Genomic DNA, 19,037 nt, shown 5'->3' on the forward strand with positions numbered 1-19,037 from the left:
ATGATGGCGGAAGGGATCCACGCGTTCCCATCTCGAACACGACCGTTAAGCCTTCCAGCGTCGATGGTACTTGAACCGCAGGGTTCTGGGAGAGTAGAACGTTGCCAAGCAACTAAAAGAGCCTTACTTGGAGAAATCCAGGTAAGGCTTTTTTGTCTGGATATGCTGATCACTGCAGGTATCGCATATGTCTCGCTCGTCACCACTAAGATTAGATGGATTTCCTACAGCTAATTCTTGTGATTTTCATGAAATAATCGATATTCTTGGTGATATGTAGTTAATTTCGAGATTTTCCTACCAGAAGGCTGAAATCATTAAAATTAGCGGGAGAAAACCCATCTATTTTGTCGATACGAGATGTAGGCGACAATTTAGATGGAGTTTTTCCAGTTAATCGCGGGGATGAATGGTAGATGCAGTGCTTCTTAGTCAATGCACCAGCCGCACCAGCCTAACCTCGATTACTGCATATAGCAGGACGTTTCTTTACTCGATATTTTGACTAAGCCTGCCTTGCGGTAAGGCTGGAAACGAAGTAGCATCCACAGTCTCGGAAGCAGCATCCAGCAATGGAATATTGTCAGATGAAGCAGCCAAATGCCTGGTATCCACGGATACATGATAAGTATTAATGCCAACCCAATGCAGAATAGGTGAAGCTGTACTTTGGTAACAAGACGAACGGAGGCATTGCCTTCAGGTAAGAAGCCGGACCAGAAGATGCCGAAGCGGTAGGACCAACCCCGCATCGCCATACCAATGGTGAAGTGGAAATAAGCGCGAATAAGCAGTGTATGAAAGATGAGCACGAGTGGGTAACTTACAAGCAATGGAAACCAGTGGGATGAGTCGAATTTGTAGAAAACTATTAGTATTAGAGACGTATAATAGAGAACTATTTTATATAAAGAATGATAAAAACGCCTCATTAACGTATAGCTATAAATCGTAGATTGTTTAGATAAATTAGATTCTTGTTTGATTGACATAAGACAGACCTCCGCGCCGCGGTAACGTGTTATGAATGTATTATCGGCATCTCCCTTCCATAATATGAGTGTTTAGCTAGTTTAGGAGAATCGAGAATCGGACATACTAGTCGTAAGTAAAAGATCGTGGGGTGATCATATGGAGGAGAATCGGTTTGGACTGTGTATGATTTGCGAACAACAACGAATTGGCGGTATTCATATAGTAACGGCATTCATTTGTGATGAATGCAGTAAAGAGATCGTCAAAACCAATGTGTCTGACCAGAAGTATACGTTTTTTGTGAGTCAGATGAGGAAGGCATTTTACATGGGAAATTCAAGACAGTATATGAATTAAGAGGAGAAGCTTCTTTTATAGAAGCTTTTTTGTTTTTTTGCCGCTAATCCACTACTATAGAAGGGTAAATCGAAAATTCAAGGCTCACGAAGCTCGAGGAGTTTGATCCGTTTGTGCAGCGAACATTCACATAAGGCTCGAGCCCCGCTATATGAGGCTATGGTTGCCCATCATACCAAGAAGTCCGTTAGCTTACATGTGCCTGGACACAAATCAGGCCAAGGGCTTCTGGAAGAAGGAATAGCTTTTCTACAAACAGTCATGTCCATTGATTATACAGAAATTACAGGCCTTGATGATTTGCATCATCCAGAGGGTGTGATTTGGGAGGCGGAACGGCTCGCGGCAGAATGCTTTGGCGCGGAAGAGACGTATTTCCTCATCGGCGGGAGTACGGTTGGTAATTTAGCGATGATCGGAGCTGTTTGCCAACAGGACGATCTCATTCTTGTTCAAAGGAATGTACATAAGTCGGTCATTCACGGGCTCATGCTGGCGGGCGCTCAAGCCGTATTCCTAGCACCAGAGGTTGACCCAGAGACAGGCGTAGCAACAGGCTTACATATTGAGGATGTTAGACAAGCGATCGAACAGTATCCGACCGCAAAGGCATTATTTATAACGAACCCGAACTATTATGGTATCGGCACGGAATTGAAACCTCTTGCAGATCTGATGCATGAGAAAGGAAAGCTTCTGCTAGTGGATGAAGCGCATGGTGCGCATTTCGGCTTCCATGAGGAGATACCTGCATCCGCATTATCCCAAGGCGCTGACGCTGTCGTGCAGTCTACGCATAAGATGCTAACCGCTATGACAATGGGGGCGATGCTCCATGTGCAAGGTCCAAGGATTAATCGCAGGGCACTCAAACAATTGTTGGCGATGCTGCAAAGTTCAAGCCCATCCTATCCAATTATGGCTTCGTTGGACTTAGCGAGAAAAAGAATGCATACCGAGGGTCAACCTTGGTTGGAACAAGGACTCCATACAATGAAAGAATTCAGAGAAGGGTTAGAAGCGTTGCAATGTCTCCGTGTCTATCCGCGGGATAATCAGAAGTCAAGCGGTGCGGGAATCGTCGAAACGAGGGATCCTTTTAAAATAGCGATTTATGATCCCAATTACCACTTATCGGGGACGGAGCTCAAAGATAGGTTAGAAGCTGAAGGCTGTTTCGTAGAGATGACAGATGGATATCTGGTTTTACTGGTATTTTCCCCTGCTACTGCTAGAGAGGATATGCTTCGAGTACTCCGCGTATTAAGTAACATTTGTTTGGACATCACGAACCATAAGCAGGAACTTCAGGCGCCTATCTCGAATATAATTAAATTACCCACCTACGCACCCATCTCCTCGCCAATAAGGTTTAACCATCGTGCTGTGTTTCAAGCAACGACTCGGTTGGTTAATATAGAGGAAGCAATTGGGAAGCGTTCAGGTGAGATGGTAATTCCTTATCCACCGGGTATTCCTTACTTATATCCAGGTGAAGTCATTACGGCTTCTGTAGTCGAGGCACTTATATTTTTGGCTAGTCAGGGCATTAGGTTCCAAGGAACCCATTTTGGACAGACGTACAAATTAACTATATACACAGATCACGAAGGGACTTCGTGAGGCAGTATGCAGGAGGAACACGTGAACGGAATATTCATTACGTTTGAAGGGCCTGATGGCGCCGGAAAAACAACGCAGCTTAAGAAAGTAGCCCAGGAACTGCAAAAGTTAGGACATGACGTGCTCGTTACAAGAGAACCAGGTGGTACTGCAATTAGCGATAAAATCCGCAGCATTATTCTTGACCCTGTTAACGAGGAGATGGTGGATCAAGCAGAGGTACTGCTTTATGCGGCATCACGTGCGCAACACGTTCACGAGTTGATTCTTCCAGCTTTGAAAGCAGGTCGTATTGTTCTTTGCGATCGTTTTATTGATGCTAGTGTGGCTTATCAGTCCTATGGTCTTGGCGTCGATATCGAGATGGTAAAGAGTATTTCGAAATACGCCAGCTCAGGGCTCCAAGCGACAAGAACGTACATCATGGATGTACCTGTTGAAGTGAGTTTAGAGCGATTAAATTTGCGAGCAGGTGCTGGTGACAAGACACAGCAATTGGATCGCATTGAGCAGAAAAATGTCGATTATCACAGCAGAGTAAGAGCAGGCTTTCACCAAATTGCATCTGATCATCCAGAGCGTGTCCTGGTTGTTGATGCGAATCGTAGTGTAGATCTAATAGCCGCGGATATATGGCAGGATTGCAAACAGTTGCTAGAGGAACATATTTCCGTTTAAAGCGGAAAACCAATTCTTAGTTTATAATATAAGGAGGCATCACCTATGAAACTAGTCGTAGCCGTTGTTCAGGATAAAGACAGTAACCGTCTCTCTAACGCTTTAATTAAGGAAGGGTTTCGAGCCACGAAGCTGGCAAGTACCGGTGGATTTTTGCGTGCAGGGAATACAACCTTTATGATTGGTACGGAAGATGACCGAGTGCAAGAAGTGATGCAGGTGATTCGAGCAAATTGTAAAATTCGTGAGCAGCTGGTTACACCTGTTTCTCCAATGGGTGGAACGACAGATTCGTACATTCCCTTCCCAGTGGAAGTGCAAGTGGGTGGAGCGGCCGTTTTCGTATTGCCAGTTGAACGATTCGAGCATTTCTAACATAATCAGATCTACACAAGGATGGATGCGTCTTGAAAATTAATCCGGGGTTGCAGCCCATCGGTAAGAATATCAAAGTGAACGAGAACGTCCCTCCGCCACAGATGGCTCCTCGGAACTTCTCTGACATCATGCAGCAGCATGATGAGAAGTACACGCAGGAGCAGCTAGCCAAGATGGTGCAGCAAATCACACTTCAAGGTGATCGTTTGTCGAGAGGCATGACGGTGAGGGAGTTGCTGCAATATAAGCTGCTGATTCGTCAGTTTCTCGAGGAAACAGCGCGTCGCGGGGTTAACTTAAGAGATACGAAGGGCTGGGATCGTCGCGGTCGTTCGAAGCGATATAAGCTTTTGGAAGAAATCGATCAAGAGCTCCTCTCGTTAGCTGATGAATTGTTGGAGAATGAGCAGGGGCGGATCGAAATTTTGCATAGAATCGGAGAAATCCGAGGAATGTTGATCAATTTGTTATTTTAAAAATATAAGCGTGTAATGGGGCGAAAATAAATGTCCTTCCAAGCGATACCGGGACAAGCGGCGGCCAAACGGCTGCTGCAGAACGGACTGCATCAAGATAGACTTTCGCATGCGTATATTTTTAGTGGACCTATTGGGACAGGCCGTTCTGAAATGGCTATAGCACTCGCTAAAGCGATCTATTGCCAGAACGGTACGGATGACGCGTGCGGCGAATGCCTGGAATGCCGTAAGGTCGAGCATGGCAATCATCCGGATCTCCATGTGGTTGCTCCTGAAGGCGCTTCAATTAAAATTGAGCAGATCCGAGAATTGCAAAAAGAGTTTGCTTACCGTGCAACAGCATCTGGAACGAAAATATATGTCTTGTACCATGCAGAGAAGATGACGGTGCAAGCTGCGAATAGTTTGTTGAAATTTCTGGAGGAACCGAACTCTCGCGTTGTGGCGATACTTATAACCGAGAACGGAAATGCACTGCTGCCGACGATTCAATCAAGGGCTCAGTGGATCCAATTTACACCAATGGCACGTGAACAAATGATGCTCACACTGTTGGAAGAAGGCCTTCCAGCAGCGTTAGTTGGGCCTGCAATACATGTAACAGCAGGATTGCAAGCAGCGAGAGATTTAATTGCAGCAAATTGGTTTGCAGAAATGAGAACCGTAATGTTACAATTAGCGAAGGAGACGCTCACACGTTTCCCTACTTCCATGATTACCGTGCAACAGCGGATTGTGAAAACAGAACTTGCGGATCATGTTTCGACGTTGTTCGACTTAATGATTCTCTGGTTTAAAGATATGGTGCAGTTGCGCCTTGAGCGCAGAGATAAGCTTGTATATAATGACCAGCTAGACTGGATGAGCTCCCTCGCGTTAAGTCGAGATGTCTCAGTCTGGGTGCGTATGATGGAGCAAGCCGTAGATTTACAAAAGCGACTGCGTTCCAATGCCAATTCTCAGCTGGTTATAGAGAAAATGCTCGTGGAGATGCAGGGGGTGTAAGATGTACTCAGTGGTTGGCGTCCGCTTCAAGAAAGCGGGTAAAATATATTATTTTGACCCCATTGATTTACCGATCGAGCAAGAAAGTGCCGTAATAGTTGAGACCGCACGCGGTGTAGAATACGGCAAGGTCGTAGTGGGTAAAAAGATCGTCAAAGAAAACGATGTGGTTCTGCCGCTCAAAAAGGTCATTCGCATTGCGGATGATACGGATGCTGATTTGGTTGAAGAGAACAAAAAAGCAGCCAAAGACGCTTTCCAAACGTGTCATGATAAAATTAAAGACCACAGTCTTAAGATGAAGCTAGTGGACGTAGAGTATACCTTTGACCGGAATAAAATTATTTTTTATTTTACGGCTGAAGGGCGCGTCGATTTCCGTGAGCTTGTGAAGGATTTGGCGAGTATTTTTCGGACAAGAATCGAGCTCCGTCAAATTGGTGTGCGTGATGAAGCGAAGATGCTGGGTGGCATAGGTCCGTGTGGGCGAATTCTATGTTGTTCTTCATTCTTAGGTGATTTCGAACCAGTCTCCATTAAGATGGCGAAGGATCAGAATCTGTCCTTGAATCCGACCAAAATCTCAGGGTTATGCGGAAGATTAATGTGCTGCTTGAAATATGAACATGATAACTATGAAAGTGCCAAAGATTCGCTGCCGACAGTTGGTCGTTTGGTTATAACTTCATTTGGTAGTGGGAAAGTATTAGGGCTTAATATTAAAGAACGTACGGCAAAGGTTCAATTGTTTGATCTTGGGAAAGCGCTAGATCTACCATTCGATGATGTTGTTGAACAGGAATAGAAGATCGAGGATCCAAGGAGGCGCTGGCCAGTAAGCATGCATGGCACTAGAGGTGAAAGCGTGGATAAACAAGATATTTTTGGACAAATAGATGGGATCGAAGAAAGAATGGGTACCACGTATGCTGAATTAGGTGCCTTGAAGAAACGGATTATTACCCTCATCGAAGAAAACAAGAGATTAAGCATAGAGAATCAGCAATTGCGTAAGCTCATCCGCCAAGAGGAAACTGTGGTCGAGGAGCCGACGAGAGAAACTGATGAAGAACCGGTACAGATACCAGGAGCCGGATATGATAATTTAACCCGCTTATACAATGAAGGATTTCATATTTGCAATGTGTATTATGGACACCTTCGGACTGAGGGAGATTGTTTGTTTTGCTTATCCTTTTTAAATAAATAAGACGCTTGGCCGTAGGGGTGTATCCCTTACGGTTTTTTTCCATAATAAGCAACATAGAGAAAGGAAAGACGTATGAAGCAAGTTCCTTTACTACCGACTGAACGCATTGATGATTTATTGACATATGATTTGAAAATTATCCAAAGTGATGAAGTGTTCAGCTTCTCGATGGATGCTGTATTACTGGGGAGGTTCAGCAGTGTTCCGCCCAAGGGGCGAATCGTAGATTTATGCACAGGTAATGGCGTGGTGCCCCTATTGCTAGCAACACGGACGCGTGCGGAGATCTGGGGCGTTGAAATCCAGGAACGATTGGCGGATATGGCCATGCGTAATGCGGAGATTAACGATTTATCCGACCGCCTGCATATGGTACAGGGCGATTTGAAAACCATTCACAAAACCTTGGGACACGGACAATTTGATGCTGTCACTGTGAACCCGCCTTATTTGCCAGTACCCAATGGAGAGCAGAATAGTAATGCGCATTTTGCAGCGGCGCGTCATGAGATTCATTGCACGCTGGAGGATGTGATTGCGGCAAGCGCAAAGCTTGTAAAAGCTGGCGGCAAAGTAGCCATGGTACACCGTGCTACGCGGCTTGTCGACATCATCTGCATGATGAGGCAGTATCGTATCGAACCGAAGCGAATCCGTTATGTGCATGCGCGTGCGGGAGAAGAAGCGATGATGGTACTGATCGAAGGGATGAAGGATGGCAAGCCAGAGATCCGCACCCTGCCGCCATTGATCGTATACACAGAGAACGAAGAATACTGCCAAGAGCTCAAAGATATCTATTATGGAGGCCGGAGCTCACTTGAGTTCTCATGAGTAGGTTAACTGTATGATTAATATAAAGCGATGAGGGATTTAACCGTGAGTTTGACTATACAAAAAAGCTACCGCGAAGATCATATCGGTGTAGGTACGCTATACCTGGTTGCCACGCCGATCGGCAACCTTGAAGATATGACCTTTCGCGCTATTCGCACGCTGAAGGAAGTGAGCATGATTGCCGCGGAGGACACGCGGCAAACGCGCAAGCTGCTGACCCATTTCGAAGTCGCGACGCGACTGGTCAGCTATCACGAACACAACAAGCAAGCAAGCGGCCCGGAGCTGGTCCGCTTGCTGCTTGAAGGGCAGAGCATCGCGCTAGTCAGCGATGCCGGCCTGCCGGCCATATCCGACCCAGGCTATGACCTGGTGCGGATGGCCGTAGACGAGGGCGTGCCGGTGGTACCCATACCCGGCGCGAACGCGGCCCTGTCGGCACTGATTGCATCAGGCTTGCCGACAGAGCGATTTGCCTTCGTCGGTTTTCTCCCCAGGGAGAAAAAGGACCAGACGAAGTTGCTTGAAGGGCTGCAGCATGTGCAAGACACATTGCTGTTCTATGAATCGCCGCACCGCGTGGACAAAACACTTCTACGCATGGCGGAAGTGTGGGGGGCGGAGCGCAGGGTTTGCCTCGCCCGCGAGCTGACGAAGCGGTACGAGGAGTTCTTGCGCGGCACGATCGCAGAGTGCCTCGTGCACTTAGAGCAGAACCCGCCGCAGGGCGAGTACTGCATTATCGCCGAAGGCGCCTCCGACGCGGCCGTGCAGGAAGCGGCTGATGGTTGGTGGGAGGCGAAGTCGCTCGGCGAGCATGTTGCCCACTACGAGGAACGCGGGATCGATCGCAAGGATGCGCTGAAGCTGGTTGCGACGGATCGTGGATTATCGAAGCGAGATGTATACAATGCGCTGCTGGAGCGCTAATGGGCTCAGACAGACATAGAAAAGGAAAAGGCCCCTTAGGGGGCCGGATCCATCTACCAGATATAGGATGACTTCTTTCTTTGACTTTCAGCCTAGATGGTTTCAAACTAGGTGTCTTCTTTGGCGCAGACAAAAAAAGATCTCTAACCCGTGGCCGAAGCCAACAAAGTTAGAGATGAAAGGAGATATGAAAAAGGTTAGAATTACCAATAGGATAAGTGCTACTTCTATTATATACTACTTTTCTTATTTTGTCACAGGTGTTGGCATTTCTGCTAAACAAATATGGCAAACAATTTTTCCTTTGAAGTACGATACATTCTCCGCATTGCCACAGAAGATACAAGCTGGCTCATATTTCTTCAGCATGATGCGCTCGCCATCTACATATATTTCCAAAGCGTCTTTCTCGCCAATACCCAACGTGCGGCGCAGCTCGATTGGAATAACAACGCGTCCTAGTTCGTCCACTTTTCTAACAATTCCGGTAGATTTCATCATATATATAAAACCCCTTTCGATTTTATCAATTTTTAATCAAGATCGTCATGTTTCGACATTTGCTTATGACTTATGATACCAACGATTCCCAAAATAGTCAACCATATTTTCGCTAAAAACAAGCGGATTGATATACAAATTCATTATTTTTGTGACATATAAAAAAACGATAATTGCCGTAGAAACAAGGGCTTGTAAGGGGTATATTACGTATTTTTGATGCCTGAATGCTTGAGAAATATTGGAAAAAATCGATGTTGAGAAGTGGATAAATTGGAATTTGAAAATCGACAATAATCGACACGAAGAAGGGTTGTGTGTCGAAAATGTCGAAAGCATTTACGATAATAAGGGGGCCATGCTACATGAAAGAAGAAAAGGTGTTTAAAGATCCCGTTCACAAATACATTTATGTACAAGACAATACGATTTGGGATTTGATTAATACCAAGGAGTTTCAACGCTTACGCCGTATTCGTCAACTTGGCACGTCCTACTTAACTTTTCATGGCGCTGAGCATAGTCGCTTCTCTCACTCGCTTGGCGTGTATGAGATTACTCGGAAAATTATTTCGCAATTCGAACGCAATCATTACGAGGATTGGCCGAAGGAAGAGCGTTTGCTCTGTTTATGCGCGGCTTTGCTGCATGATTTGGGACATGGTCCGTTTTCTCACTCGATCGAGAAGGCTTTCGGTACAAGACACGAGGACTGGTCCTGCCGCATCGTGCTAGGCGATACCGAAGTGAATGAAGTACTGAGCCGAGTCTCACCTGATTTTCCCAAGAAGGTGGCAGGGGTCATCTGTAAATCATATAGCGAGGAAATTGTGGTGAGCCTGGTATCCAGTCAACTGGATGCGGACCGCATGGATTATTTGCTGCGAGATGCTTACTTCACAGGCGTTAATTATGGCACATTCGATCTAGAACGAATTCTTCGGGTGATTAGGCCGTACAAAGGGCATATTGTGGTTAAAGAGAGCGGTATGCATGCCGTTGAGGACTACCTCATGTCTCGTTATCAGATGTATTGGCAGGTTTATTTCCATCCTGTAACACGAAGTGCGGAAATTCTTTTACATAAAGTATTTGCACGAGCGAAGCACTTATATGAAGAAGGGTATACGTTCGGCTTTATGGTTGAACCGATCCTTCATCTTATTCAGAATCGCATCTCCTTGGAAGATTATTTGCTGCTCGACGAGTCGGTCATGCAGACCATGCTGACCTTTTGGAGCCAAGAGAAGGATGGTATGCTGGGGGATATGTGCAAGCGTTTCTTGGATCGTAAATTGTACAAGTACAGTACCTTCGATGGAGATCAGGAGCAACTCATTCAGCGTATGGAAAAAGTGATGAGAGAGGTTGGCTTTGACCCGACTTATTATATGGAGATCGATTTCCCTTCGAATCAATCCTATGACGTGTACAGAGCTGGTGAAAATGATGATAATTTGCCAATCCTCTTGTTGGATCATAAGGACAATTTAACGGAAATTACCCATCGCTCGGAAATTGTACAGTCTATTAGTGGTTTTCAAATGGGGAAACATCATGTGTACTACCCAGAGGAGCTGCTAGAGCGATTGAATGCGGAAGAGTATCCAGATATTTGGGAGATGTTGGGCGAGCAAGAATAAGAAAGGCTATAGAATATAAATCATACTTAGTTACATAAGGGAGAACAGTCATGCTAACGGATTCACACACACATTTAAATGCCGAACAATTTAAAGAAGATCAAGAGGAAGTTATTCAGCGGGCGTTAGAGGCTGGCGTTACGAGAATTGTAAATGTCGGCTTTAATCGAGAAACCATCCCTAGCTCCATTGAGCTAGCCGAGAAATACGATTTTATTTATTCAACGGTAGGCTGGCATCCCGTCGATGCCATTGATATGATGCCTGGCGATTTGGAATGGATTGAGTCCTTATGTCAGCATGAGAAGGTGGTCGCAATTGGGGAGATCGGTCTGGACTATTACTGGGATAAGTCGCCGAAGGATGTTCAGCAGCGTGTATTTCGAGAGCAAATTCGTCTTGCACGAAAGCTGGGCATGCCCATTGTGATTCATAATCGAGATGCACACCAAGATATTCTAACGATTCTCAAAGAGGAGAAGGCAGCGGAAGTCGGAGGTATCATGCATTGCTTCTCAGGCAGCTGGGAAACGGCTAAGCAGTGTCTGGATATGAATTTCCATATTTCTTTTGGGGGGCCGGTTACATTCAAAAATGCTGTGCAACCGAAAGAGGTGTTGGCGCAGGTTCCGCTTGATCGTCTACTGATCGAAACGGATGCTCCTTACTTAACGCCCCATCCTTTCCGCGGTAAGCGCAACGAAACGGGTTATGTTCGCTTGGTGGCTGAGACTGCCGCGGAAATTCGGGGGATGACGCTGGAAGAGATTGCTGAGATCACGACGAATAATGCGATTCGTTTACTCGGCCTCAAGTAAGGCGTTTTTCTTGAACTTTCGGCGAAGGACAACGCCGCACGCGAAAGAAATGAAGGCTAGACTCAATAGAGGAACTAGGAGATATATGATGGAGGTACCCATCATAAACGGAATCGTCAGGATGACCAGCTGAAGTGTAAGGGTTAACCAGATGATGTAAGCAAGGGAGCCAGCTTTGGCTTGTGCTTCTAAGGGATACATATCCAGCCAGAACGTATAGCGATGCGCACGCTCTAATGAAGTAAGCTGAACCATCGAGATCACAAGTGCGATGAATAGGATGACGCTTCGTGCAGCAGCGGAGTCTGCAACGGCTATAGCTAAAATGCCGATGACGGTCAGACGTAGCACAATGGCGAACAACTCAGTGCGCAGCAATGTCTTCATATATAAGTAGAGAAACGCCGAATCCTGTCGAAATGGAATCATTCGGGTAAGCCCGCTGATCCAACCTCGGCGGGCTATTCGCGTTGGCAATTGAGGTACATCTACGAACCAATTGAAGAAGGCGTAGAGTCTAGCTTGCTGCTGTTTCTCTTTGGCAATCAGGTAGTCCCATCCAATCACATATTTGGCCACGTAACGGAATGCAATTAACCAAACGAATACTAGAAGTATTGCTGCTAGGCTTGCCCATAAGCTGCTGTAGTGAAATTGGATTGTAATTAAGGCGATGGTTGCCGCCCAACGGAAATAAACAGATACCAATCTTGTACGTTCAGCAGCAAATCTTCCTTCCTGCCAACTGGCTAATAGGTTTGCTATTTTTAATAGAAGCAACAGAGCTAAGATAAGAAGAAAAGGCTGTGAATTAGCGCCTAAACAGTGATTATATAGCGGTCGTAGGGTGACCCAAGCAAGAAATATCCAAATACCCTGAAGTGACAAGCTATACAGGAAGCTGCTTCGGAAGTAAGCACCCATTTCATGCTCAATCCGCAATAGAAACATCCGATCGGCACTGCGAGTCAGCGTTCGGATAGAGCTCGAAGCGATGAGTGGAACGAGCACGAGAAGGACAATCCACAGGTATGGATAATCTGTCGGAAGACGCTGTAATGTTTTTGCATAATAATAGGAAGAAACGATGACAAGAAACAACAAGAAGCCGATAAAATTACTGCGTGCGGCATACTGCCAATACCCCATGGATTCCTTCATATAATGCTGAAAACGCTGCTTCCATAATGCTTGTGTGTTAAATGCATGTGTACTATCCATTGATTGACTCATGCCATATCTCCTTGAACAAGCTTATAAAAAATGTCGTCTAATGACGCCTGAGGCAGGTCTGTTTGTGCGCGTAATTCGACTAAATCTCCTTGAGCAACCATGCGGCCCTTGTGGAGAACGACATAGGCATCGCAATATTTTTCAATTGTAGACAAAATGTGTGAGGAAATGAGGAAGGATGCGCCTTTTTGTTTCATTTTAACCATTAATTCGAGCAAGGAACGAATCGCTAAAGGGTCGAGACCGAGAAACGGCTCATCGATAATATATAAAGAGGGTTCGATCAGGAATGCATTCATGATCATGACCTTTTGCTTCATCCCTTTGGATAAATGACTTGCGAAGCTATTCAGTTTGTCTTTCATTTGGAACTGCTCTAACAAGGACCGAGAACGAGTTTCGTAATCCTCTTTGGAAACGCCATAAGCCATAGCAGTTAACTCAAGGTGTTCGCGAATCGTAAGCTCTTCGTATAACTCTGGACTTTCAGGTACATAAGCGTATGTGGCACGGTAGGGTATTGGATTTTCGGCTAAAGTTAAACCGTTAATGCGAATGGACCCTTTTTGCGGTTGAAGCAGTCCGAGAATATTTTTGATGGTGGTACTTTTACCTGCACCATTGAGTCCGATCAGCCCCATCATTTCACCCTGACGGATTGAGAAGGAAAGGTCATGAAGAACGGGTCTGTTGGGTAAATATCCACCGAATAAAGCGTTTACTTGCAAGATGGGGCCCATCTCAATTGCCTCCCTAAATAGCAAATTATTGGTATTTTCCAATCAAATACTTCCAGAATCATTATAAACAAATTTGCATTTTTAGCCTAGTTTTGGTCATTAAACTATGAAAAATTGAGCATACGTACGTTAAAGTTAGAAAAATGTAGATAAAAGTGGGTTATATTTGAAAAATAATCGAAATTTAATTGATTTAGCCCTTTTTAACGGGTGTTAATCCCTTTACAGGTTGAGATTAACAGCGTAATATACTTTTCATAATAACTTAATATCCAATTTGCCAATTTTCCATTCGCTGAGTTCCAAATGTGGAAACGGGGGAACCACTGCAAGCTTAATTAGCATTCCTATGCTGTTAAGTGAGCAGAGAGTAACAGGGGTGAATCATGGACGTCAAACAAGCAGTTTGCGTTCACGTAGGGCGACTCTCACGTCCGAATCCGTCAGCTAACCTCGTAAGCGTAAGAGAGGTAACGATTGTCGTGCGTGCTATTTGTATTTCACTATGCAAACTAAGCCAGCGAGAAGAGTCCTCTTCTTGCTGGCTTTTTGTCCACATACAGGGTTCTACACAGACCGGAAGACATAAAACAACCCGGAATTCATAGGATGATGAATAGGTAAAAGGGGGGGACGACCAGATTCAGCAGGGTAAGAAAGCTGATGCTGGTGAACATGTTAAGTTAAACTAAAAACCTTAGTCGCGTCAAATTTAATCATGCTGTAACCTGGCGGCGAGGCTTTGAAGGAGGACCGAAGAAGTGGGCAGTATCTCAATTAGCGAGACCCATGTAAAACGATCATCCAGCATGTCCTTCGCATTGCGATGGAAGCATGAAAACTTGCGTTTGATTTTAAGCCTGGCTATAATCTCAATCGCAATGACTTTCATGTTTTTGGTGTTGTTGTACGGAACGGCTACCAAGAGCGTATCCGTGGTTGTGAATGGACAAGAAACTATTGTGCACACGAAGCAATGGGTCCTGCAACGCCTACTGGATGAACAAGCCATAACGATTGGTGAGCACGATGAAATTTCAGCTTCACTCACGACCAAGCTCAAGGGTGGAGACAAAATTGTCATCGAGCATGCCTCACCAATTCAATTGACTGCTGATGGAAAGACCACCACTGTTTACACAACTGCAAGAACGGTAGAAAGTGCATTGCAACGTTTAAATATTGCACTTGGGGAGAACGATCGAATTACTCCCGAACCGACATCCGCTCTTACCACTGGCGATGAAATCAAGATCGTCCGTGTGAAAAAAGAGACGGAGGAAGTCTCTGAACCGATCGCATTTGAGACAGAGAAAAAGAATGACGCATCTTTACTTAAAGGGAAAGAGCAAATCGTCCAAGAAGGTAAAGAAGGCGTATTGGTCAAGAAGAAAGAAAAGACTTTCGAGGACGGTGTTTTAGTCGCGGAAGCAGTTGTGGGTGAAGAAGTACAAACAGAAAGCGTTAAGAAAGTAGTATCCGTAGGCACGAAAAATCCTGTGGTTGTTCTCTCTGCCTCTTCACCGAGTGTGGATGAGGTTTCCAAGAGCGGTGTGACCTTCGGCTACAAGCAGATTCTCAAAAACGTGAAGCTTACTGCTTATTCAGCGGGCGCCGCGTCGACAGGCAAAACCGAGGGATCCGCGGGGTATGGTAAAACCTACACAGGGACTACTGTAACCGAAGGCCGTACGATTGCTGTCGATCCGAAGGTTATTCCGCTCGGTTGGTGGGTGTACATTGAAGGGATTGGTTTCCGTCGTGCTGAGGATATTGGCAGTGGCGTGAAAGGCCAAATGATTGATGTGTACTATGAAGATCACGGTTATGCGAATAAATTCGGAACGAAACAAGGATACACGGTGTATGTGGTAGGCCCCACAAAACCGTCCCAAAACTAACGTGTAAACGGTAGTTAGGCCGGGAACACTAGGCTATACACGTAGCTTGGCATATGCCTGCGCGAAAGGAGAGGAGACCCCTCTTCTTTTTCTGCGTACTGGGGAAGGAAAACGTAAATGATAAAAGAAATGATCGTTGTGGAAGGCAAAGACGATACAGCCGCTATTAAGCGGGCTGTGGAGGCCGATACAATTGAAACAGGCGGCTCCGCTATCGGACAAGCCGTTCTCAAACGGATTGCGCTGGCTCAGCAGCGTAGAGGCGTCATTATATTCACGGATCCGGATCACGCCGGTGAGCGGATCCGTAAAATCGTGGCAGCCAAGGTACCTGGCTGCAAGCATGCCTTCATTACGCAGGAGCAAGCTGCGTATAAAGGCGACATTGGCGTCGAGAACGCGACGCCGGAGACGATCCGCCAGGCGCTTCAGAGCCTGCGGACAGAGTATCATGCGGCGGTCTCGCAGCTGACGCTAGAGGATCTGATCGCTGCCGGCCTCATCGTGCACCCGGATGCGGCGGCTCGCCGATTGACCGTAGGCAACGCACTTGGTATTGGCTATTGCAATGGCAAACAATTTTATAAGCGCTGCGCGATGTTTCAGATTTCGCGTGAAGAATTCGAGGCGGCCCTCGAGCATTTGAATTGATTGACGAGAATGAGAACCTATAGATAATGAGGTCTATCCAATGACAATATCCGGACAAGAAGTTATTGTAACTGCAGAAGATGTGGCTACACCAAGTAAAACGAAACAAATTATTAAGAAAAATGGTCTCGTGCTGAAAAAGAGCTTAGGCCAGAACTTCTTGATTGATCAAAATATATTGAGCAAAATCGTCTTGGCCGCTGAGCTTGGGCCTACGAAGGCTGCGCTTGAGATCGGCCCCGGCATCGGCGCGCTCACACAGCAGCTAGCCAAGCTCGCTGGCCGCGTCCTGGCCGTCGAGATCGATCAGCGTCTGCTGCCCATTCTGGGCGAAACGCTGGCGCCTTACCCCCATGCCACTGTCGTTCATGGGGATATCTTGAAGACCAACCTGCCGGAGCTGTTCCAGCAGCATTTTGAAGGCATGGAGGGCGTCAGCGTTGTCGCCAACCTGCCCTACTACATCACGACGCCGATCATCATGAAGCTTCTGGAAGAGAAGCTTCCTCTCGAGAATATCGTAGTGATGATCCAAAAAGAGGTGGCCGACCGCATGGCGGCCCGTCCGGGCACCAAAGATTACGGCAGCCTTAGCATCGCCGTGCAGTTCTACTGCGAGCCGGAGCTCGTCACGATCGTGCCTCGCACCGTCTTCGTACCGCAGCCGAACGTCGATTCCGCTGTCATCCGGCTGTGTGTGCGTCAAGCGCCGCCTGTCGAAGTGGTGGACGTGGACTTCTTCTTCGCTGTCGTCCAAGCGTCCTTCGTTCAGCGTCGCAAAACCCTCTACAACAACCTCGCGGCGAGGTTCTTTTCCAAAGAGAACAAGCCAGAGCTGGAAGCTTTGCTGCACAGCATTCAGATCGAGCCTTCGCGCCGCGGTGAAACGCTTAGCATGGAAGAGTTCGCACGCTTATCAACGGCGCTTCGTGCGCACGGCTGCAAATAACCCGCACCAAATGCCTAGTCTCGCCATAGGATACCCTTAGGAGGGGATTTGTGCGATGAGGCAAGGAGATTTTGTTACCCGTATTTCCTATGGCGGCGACGTCGTGTTTAAAATTGAACGAATTGAGCATCTCAAGGCCATTCTGCGAGGTGTCGATTTTCGGTTGCTAGCAGATGCGCCGCTCACGGATCTGACAAAAGCGAATCCTAAGGAGACCTTAGATCATCCACGGTCAAGCTCGCCTGAGTTTCGTGAGTCACTGCGTCGACTGGCGGTGTCCCAAGTGCAATTGCAGGAGAAGAATCAGATAGCTATTAACAATAAACAGAAGTCTCTACCCACTAATAATAGCTATTTTGAAGTACCAGGAAGGGTGCTTCACTTAGATGGCGATCCAAGCTATTTACGCAAGAGTATGCAATTATACGGCGAATTGCGCGTGCCGGCAGAAGGTTTCTACATTCCTGAGGTGCAAATGGCGGAAGCACTGCAAAGATTGCTTCCTCAATATAAACCTGACATTGTCGTCATTACTGGTCATGATGGCATTTTGAAAAGTCGGCAAAGTGTCAGTCCCAGCAATCTGTCGAGCTATAAGAATTCTCAAAACTTTGTGAATGCGGTTCGAGTGGCCAGACAATATGAGAGGAATCGTGATTCTCTCATTATTGTGGCGGGTGCTTGTCAGTCGCATTTCGAAGCCTTGCTGCGGGCTGGAGCTAATTTTGCAAGCTCACCTGCTCGCATTCTCATTCACGCCTTAGATCCACTTTGCATAGCCGCTAAGCTGTCCTATACCCCGACGAGAGAGACAATCTCGATGTTGGATATTATGGATTTAACGGTGACAGGTCTAGAGGGTCTAGGAGGGGTGGAGACGCGTGGCAGTTATCGGATGGGTGTCCCTGGCATTCATCACACCGAAGAGTCAGTATAGCTGGATGGGCGTTCCTGAAGGACAACATATAGTTGCTAGTCATTTTATGAAAGAAACACTTGCTTGTCATATCTCCGTGGAGGAGGGTGGCAGCAAGTGTTCTTTTTTTGCTCACAGAAAGCTTGTATGGCCCGTATTTGCTCTAAATCAAGCTAAAAGAATGCGCGTACGCCTAAGGCGTAAGTAAGAAGTTTCTCCTTAACTGGAAAAGTGTGAATAATTTGCGAACATTGGTGACAACCTGAAGGGAGGAGAAATCGGAAAACGAACAAAAATGCCGTTGACAACGGGATTAGGGTGCTGATATAATATTTGACCTCATTTGACATGATGGGGTGTATGGGTTATAATTGACAAGGAAAGAGGTGGTAGTTGACAATGGCAAAAAATGCGCTATTGGAAATCAAACGCAGTTTGGAGCCCCACGTTGGGCAGAAGATCATGTTGAGAGCGAATGGTGGCCGTCGTAAGACTGTCGAGCGTTCTGGTGTTTTAGAAGAAACCTACCCTTCTGTGTTTATTGTGAAATTAGATCAAGAATCCCACGCCTTCAAACGAGTGTCATACAGCTACGCCGATATCCTTACCGAATCCGTTGAAGTTACTGTATGCAATGATGACGGCCAGGTTCGCATCACTTACATACAGCATTAGCTTAATAGCGTTCCGATATTGAACAGACCCTCGCGGTCTGTTTTTGCTTTGTATAGATATGCTGATCACGCTGGAGTTAAGTGTGGTGCATGGACTGACAGTGTCAGGGCATACTAATCGAAATCGTCATCAATCACTGCTTATGATGGTTGCAGCGTTCATTGTGCGAAAATGATAAGGGGGATTTGGTATGAGTCGAAGAAGAAGTGTTATGTCTGAAAGCTTCAAATATGAATTGGCGAAGGATCTTGGATTCTATGATGTCGTGCAACGTGAAGGTTGGGCAGGTATTCGCACTAAGGATGCGGGGAATATGGTGAAGCGAGCGATTCAAATTGCGGAGGAGCATTTGGCCAAGCAACATGTTTCTGCTCCGAACAACGTGCATACAGGCACATCAAATTACCGCCAGACACCGGCTAGTCAGCCTTCTAATTATGGACAGGGGTATGCACCATCCTATAACACGTATCAGCAACAAGCAGGTACGATGAATCATTCGCCGGCGAGCTATCAGCAGGGTGTTCATGGTGCACAA

General features: G+C 46.3%; 21 protein-coding genes, 1 rRNA gene, 1 pseudogene and 1 riboswitch. Of the genes and pseudogenes, 19 read left to right on the top strand and 4 right to left on the bottom strand.

Annotated elements, in window-relative coordinates:
- Positions 1 to 110: ribosomal RNA gene (gene rrf, locus AC58QG_RS34875) — 5S ribosomal RNA — on the top strand; the annotation flags it as partial.
- 354 nt (positions 111 to 464) lie between these two features.
- Here rrf and AC58QG_RS34880 read toward each other — a convergent pair.
- A complete protein-coding gene (locus AC58QG_RS34880) occupies positions 465 to 992 on the bottom strand; it encodes a hypothetical protein (RefSeq protein WP_497366607.1) in 528 nt (175 codons plus the stop codon).
- A gap of 139 nt (positions 993 to 1,131) precedes the next feature.
- Between AC58QG_RS34880 and AC58QG_RS34885 the strand changes: the two genes are divergently transcribed.
- The 10 genes from AC58QG_RS34885 (at position 1,132) to rsmI (ending at position 8,472) form a co-directional block, all read left to right on the top strand.
- Complete coding sequence (locus AC58QG_RS34885) at positions 1,132 to 1,332, top strand: sigma factor G inhibitor Gin (RefSeq protein ID WP_477593109.1); 201 nt, start codon at positions 1,132 to 1,134, stop codon at positions 1,330 to 1,332.
- A gap of 111 nt (positions 1,333 to 1,443) precedes the next feature.
- Complete coding sequence (locus tag AC58QG_RS34890) at positions 1,444 to 2,955, top strand: aminotransferase class I/II-fold pyridoxal phosphate-dependent enzyme (protein WP_497366608.1); 1,512 nt, start codon at positions 1,444 to 1,446, stop codon at positions 2,953 to 2,955.
- A gap of 21 nt (positions 2,956 to 2,976) precedes the next feature.
- Positions 2,977 to 3,633 (top strand): dTMP kinase, encoded by a 657-nt coding sequence (tmk, locus tag AC58QG_RS34895; protein WP_497366609.1) that lies wholly within the window; start codon positions 2,977 to 2,979, stop codon positions 3,631 to 3,633.
- A gap of 45 nt (positions 3,634 to 3,678) precedes the next feature.
- On the top strand, positions 3,679 to 4,008 hold the full coding sequence (gene darA / locus AC58QG_RS34900) for a cyclic di-AMP receptor DarA (RefSeq protein ID WP_056618038.1): 330 nt from the start codon (positions 3,679 to 3,681) through the stop codon (positions 4,006 to 4,008).
- Positions 4,009 to 4,040: 32 nt separating this feature from the next.
- Positions 4,041 to 4,487, top strand: coding sequence for a YaaR family protein (locus tag AC58QG_RS34905; protein ID WP_497366610.1), 447 nt, complete (start codon positions 4,041 to 4,043; stop codon positions 4,485 to 4,487).
- A gap of 30 nt (positions 4,488 to 4,517) precedes the next feature.
- Entirely contained in the window at positions 4,518 to 5,495 is a 978-nt protein-coding gene (gene holB / locus AC58QG_RS34910; RefSeq protein WP_497366611.1) for a DNA polymerase III subunit delta', read from the top strand.
- A gap of 1 nt (position 5,496) precedes the next feature.
- Entirely contained in the window at positions 5,497 to 6,300 is an 804-nt protein-coding gene (locus AC58QG_RS34915; protein ID WP_497366612.1) for a PSP1 domain-containing protein, read from the top strand.
- Between the two features lie 60 nt (positions 6,301 to 6,360).
- Positions 6,361 to 6,705 carry a DNA replication initiation control protein YabA gene (gene yabA / locus AC58QG_RS34920; protein ID WP_497366613.1) on the top strand — a complete coding sequence of 115 codons (345 nt, stop codon included), beginning with the start codon at positions 6,361 to 6,363 and terminating at the stop codon, positions 6,703 to 6,705.
- A 72-nt stretch (positions 6,706 to 6,777) separates the two neighbouring features.
- Positions 6,778 to 7,539 carry a tRNA1(Val) (adenine(37)-N6)-methyltransferase gene (locus AC58QG_RS34925; protein WP_497366614.1) on the top strand — a complete coding sequence of 254 codons (762 nt, stop codon included), beginning with the start codon at positions 6,778 to 6,780 and terminating at the stop codon, positions 7,537 to 7,539.
- Between the two features lie 45 nt (positions 7,540 to 7,584).
- Positions 7,585 to 8,472 carry a 16S rRNA (cytidine(1402)-2'-O)-methyltransferase gene (gene rsmI, locus AC58QG_RS34930; protein ID WP_497366615.1) on the top strand — a complete coding sequence of 296 codons (888 nt, stop codon included), beginning with the start codon at positions 7,585 to 7,587 and terminating at the stop codon, positions 8,470 to 8,472.
- Between the two features lie 246 nt (positions 8,473 to 8,718).
- On the opposite strand, the gene AC58QG_RS34935 is transcribed toward rsmI, so the two are convergent.
- Positions 8,719 to 8,973 carry an AbrB/MazE/SpoVT family DNA-binding domain-containing protein gene (locus AC58QG_RS34935; RefSeq protein ID WP_028557356.1) on the bottom strand — a complete coding sequence of 85 codons (255 nt, stop codon included), beginning with the start codon at positions 8,971 to 8,973 and terminating at the stop codon, positions 8,719 to 8,721.
- Positions 8,974 to 9,338: 365 nt separating this feature from the next.
- Here AC58QG_RS34935 and AC58QG_RS34940 point away from each other — a divergent pair, with 365 nt between their 5' ends.
- Positions 9,339 to 10,616 (top strand): HD domain-containing protein, encoded by a 1,278-nt coding sequence (locus AC58QG_RS34940; protein WP_497366616.1) that lies wholly within the window; start codon positions 9,339 to 9,341, stop codon positions 10,614 to 10,616.
- A 50-nt stretch (positions 10,617 to 10,666) separates the two neighbouring features.
- Positions 10,667 to 11,434: a TatD family hydrolase gene (locus AC58QG_RS34945; protein WP_497366617.1), complete on the top strand. Its 768-nt coding sequence runs from the start codon at positions 10,667 to 10,669 to the stop codon at positions 11,432 to 11,434.
- On the opposite strand, the gene AC58QG_RS34950 is transcribed toward AC58QG_RS34945, so the two are convergent.
- The gene (locus tag AC58QG_RS34950) at positions 11,417 to 12,667 is read right to left on the bottom strand and encodes an ABC transporter permease (protein ID WP_497366618.1); all 1,251 of its coding nucleotides are present in this window, start codon (positions 12,665 to 12,667) and stop codon (positions 11,417 to 11,419) included. The genes AC58QG_RS34945 and AC58QG_RS34950 overlap by 18 nt on opposite strands.
- Positions 12,664 to 13,407, bottom strand: a complete 744-nt coding sequence (locus AC58QG_RS34955) for an ABC transporter ATP-binding protein (RefSeq protein ID WP_497366619.1) — start codon at positions 13,405 to 13,407, stop codon at positions 12,664 to 12,666. The genes AC58QG_RS34950 and AC58QG_RS34955 overlap by 4 nt, the downstream gene beginning before the upstream one ends.
- 283 nt (positions 13,408 to 13,690) lie before the next feature.
- A riboswitch (cyclic di-AMP (ydaO/yuaA leader) is annotated at positions 13,691 to 13,884 on the top strand.
- Positions 13,885 to 14,168: 284 nt separating this feature from the next.
- Here AC58QG_RS34955 and AC58QG_RS34960 point away from each other — a divergent pair.
- The 6 genes and pseudogenes from AC58QG_RS34960 to AC58QG_RS34985 all read left to right on the top strand — a co-directional run.
- The gene (locus AC58QG_RS34960; RefSeq protein WP_497366620.1) at positions 14,169 to 15,308 is read left to right on the top strand and encodes a resuscitation-promoting factor; all 1,140 of its coding nucleotides are present in this window, start codon (positions 14,169 to 14,171) and stop codon (positions 15,306 to 15,308) included.
- Positions 15,309 to 15,425: 117 nt separating this feature from the next.
- Complete coding sequence (gene rnmV, locus AC58QG_RS34965) at positions 15,426 to 15,959, top strand: ribonuclease M5 (RefSeq protein WP_497366621.1); 534 nt, start codon at positions 15,426 to 15,428, stop codon at positions 15,957 to 15,959.
- A 40-nt stretch (positions 15,960 to 15,999) separates the two neighbouring features.
- The gene (gene rsmA / locus AC58QG_RS34970; protein ID WP_497366622.1) at positions 16,000 to 16,908 is read left to right on the top strand and encodes a 16S rRNA (adenine(1518)-N(6)/adenine(1519)-N(6))-dimethyltransferase RsmA; all 909 of its coding nucleotides are present in this window, start codon (positions 16,000 to 16,002) and stop codon (positions 16,906 to 16,908) included.
- Positions 16,909 to 16,963: 55 nt separating this feature from the next.
- Complete coding sequence (yabG, locus tag AC58QG_RS34975) at positions 16,964 to 17,845, top strand: sporulation peptidase YabG (protein WP_497366623.1); 882 nt, start codon at positions 16,964 to 16,966, stop codon at positions 17,843 to 17,845.
- Between the two features lie 378 nt (positions 17,846 to 18,223).
- Positions 18,224 to 18,499, top strand: a complete 276-nt coding sequence (gene veg / locus AC58QG_RS34980) for a biofilm formation stimulator Veg (protein WP_028557365.1) — start codon at positions 18,224 to 18,226, stop codon at positions 18,497 to 18,499.
- 190 nt (positions 18,500 to 18,689) lie between these two features.
- A pseudogene (locus tag AC58QG_RS34985) lies at positions 18,690 to 18,863 on the top strand (small, acid-soluble spore protein, alpha/beta type); the annotation flags it as partial.
- Between the last annotated feature and the right edge of the window lie 174 nt (positions 18,864 to 19,037).

The organism is Paenibacillus sp. J22P169 (assembly GCF_059691995.1).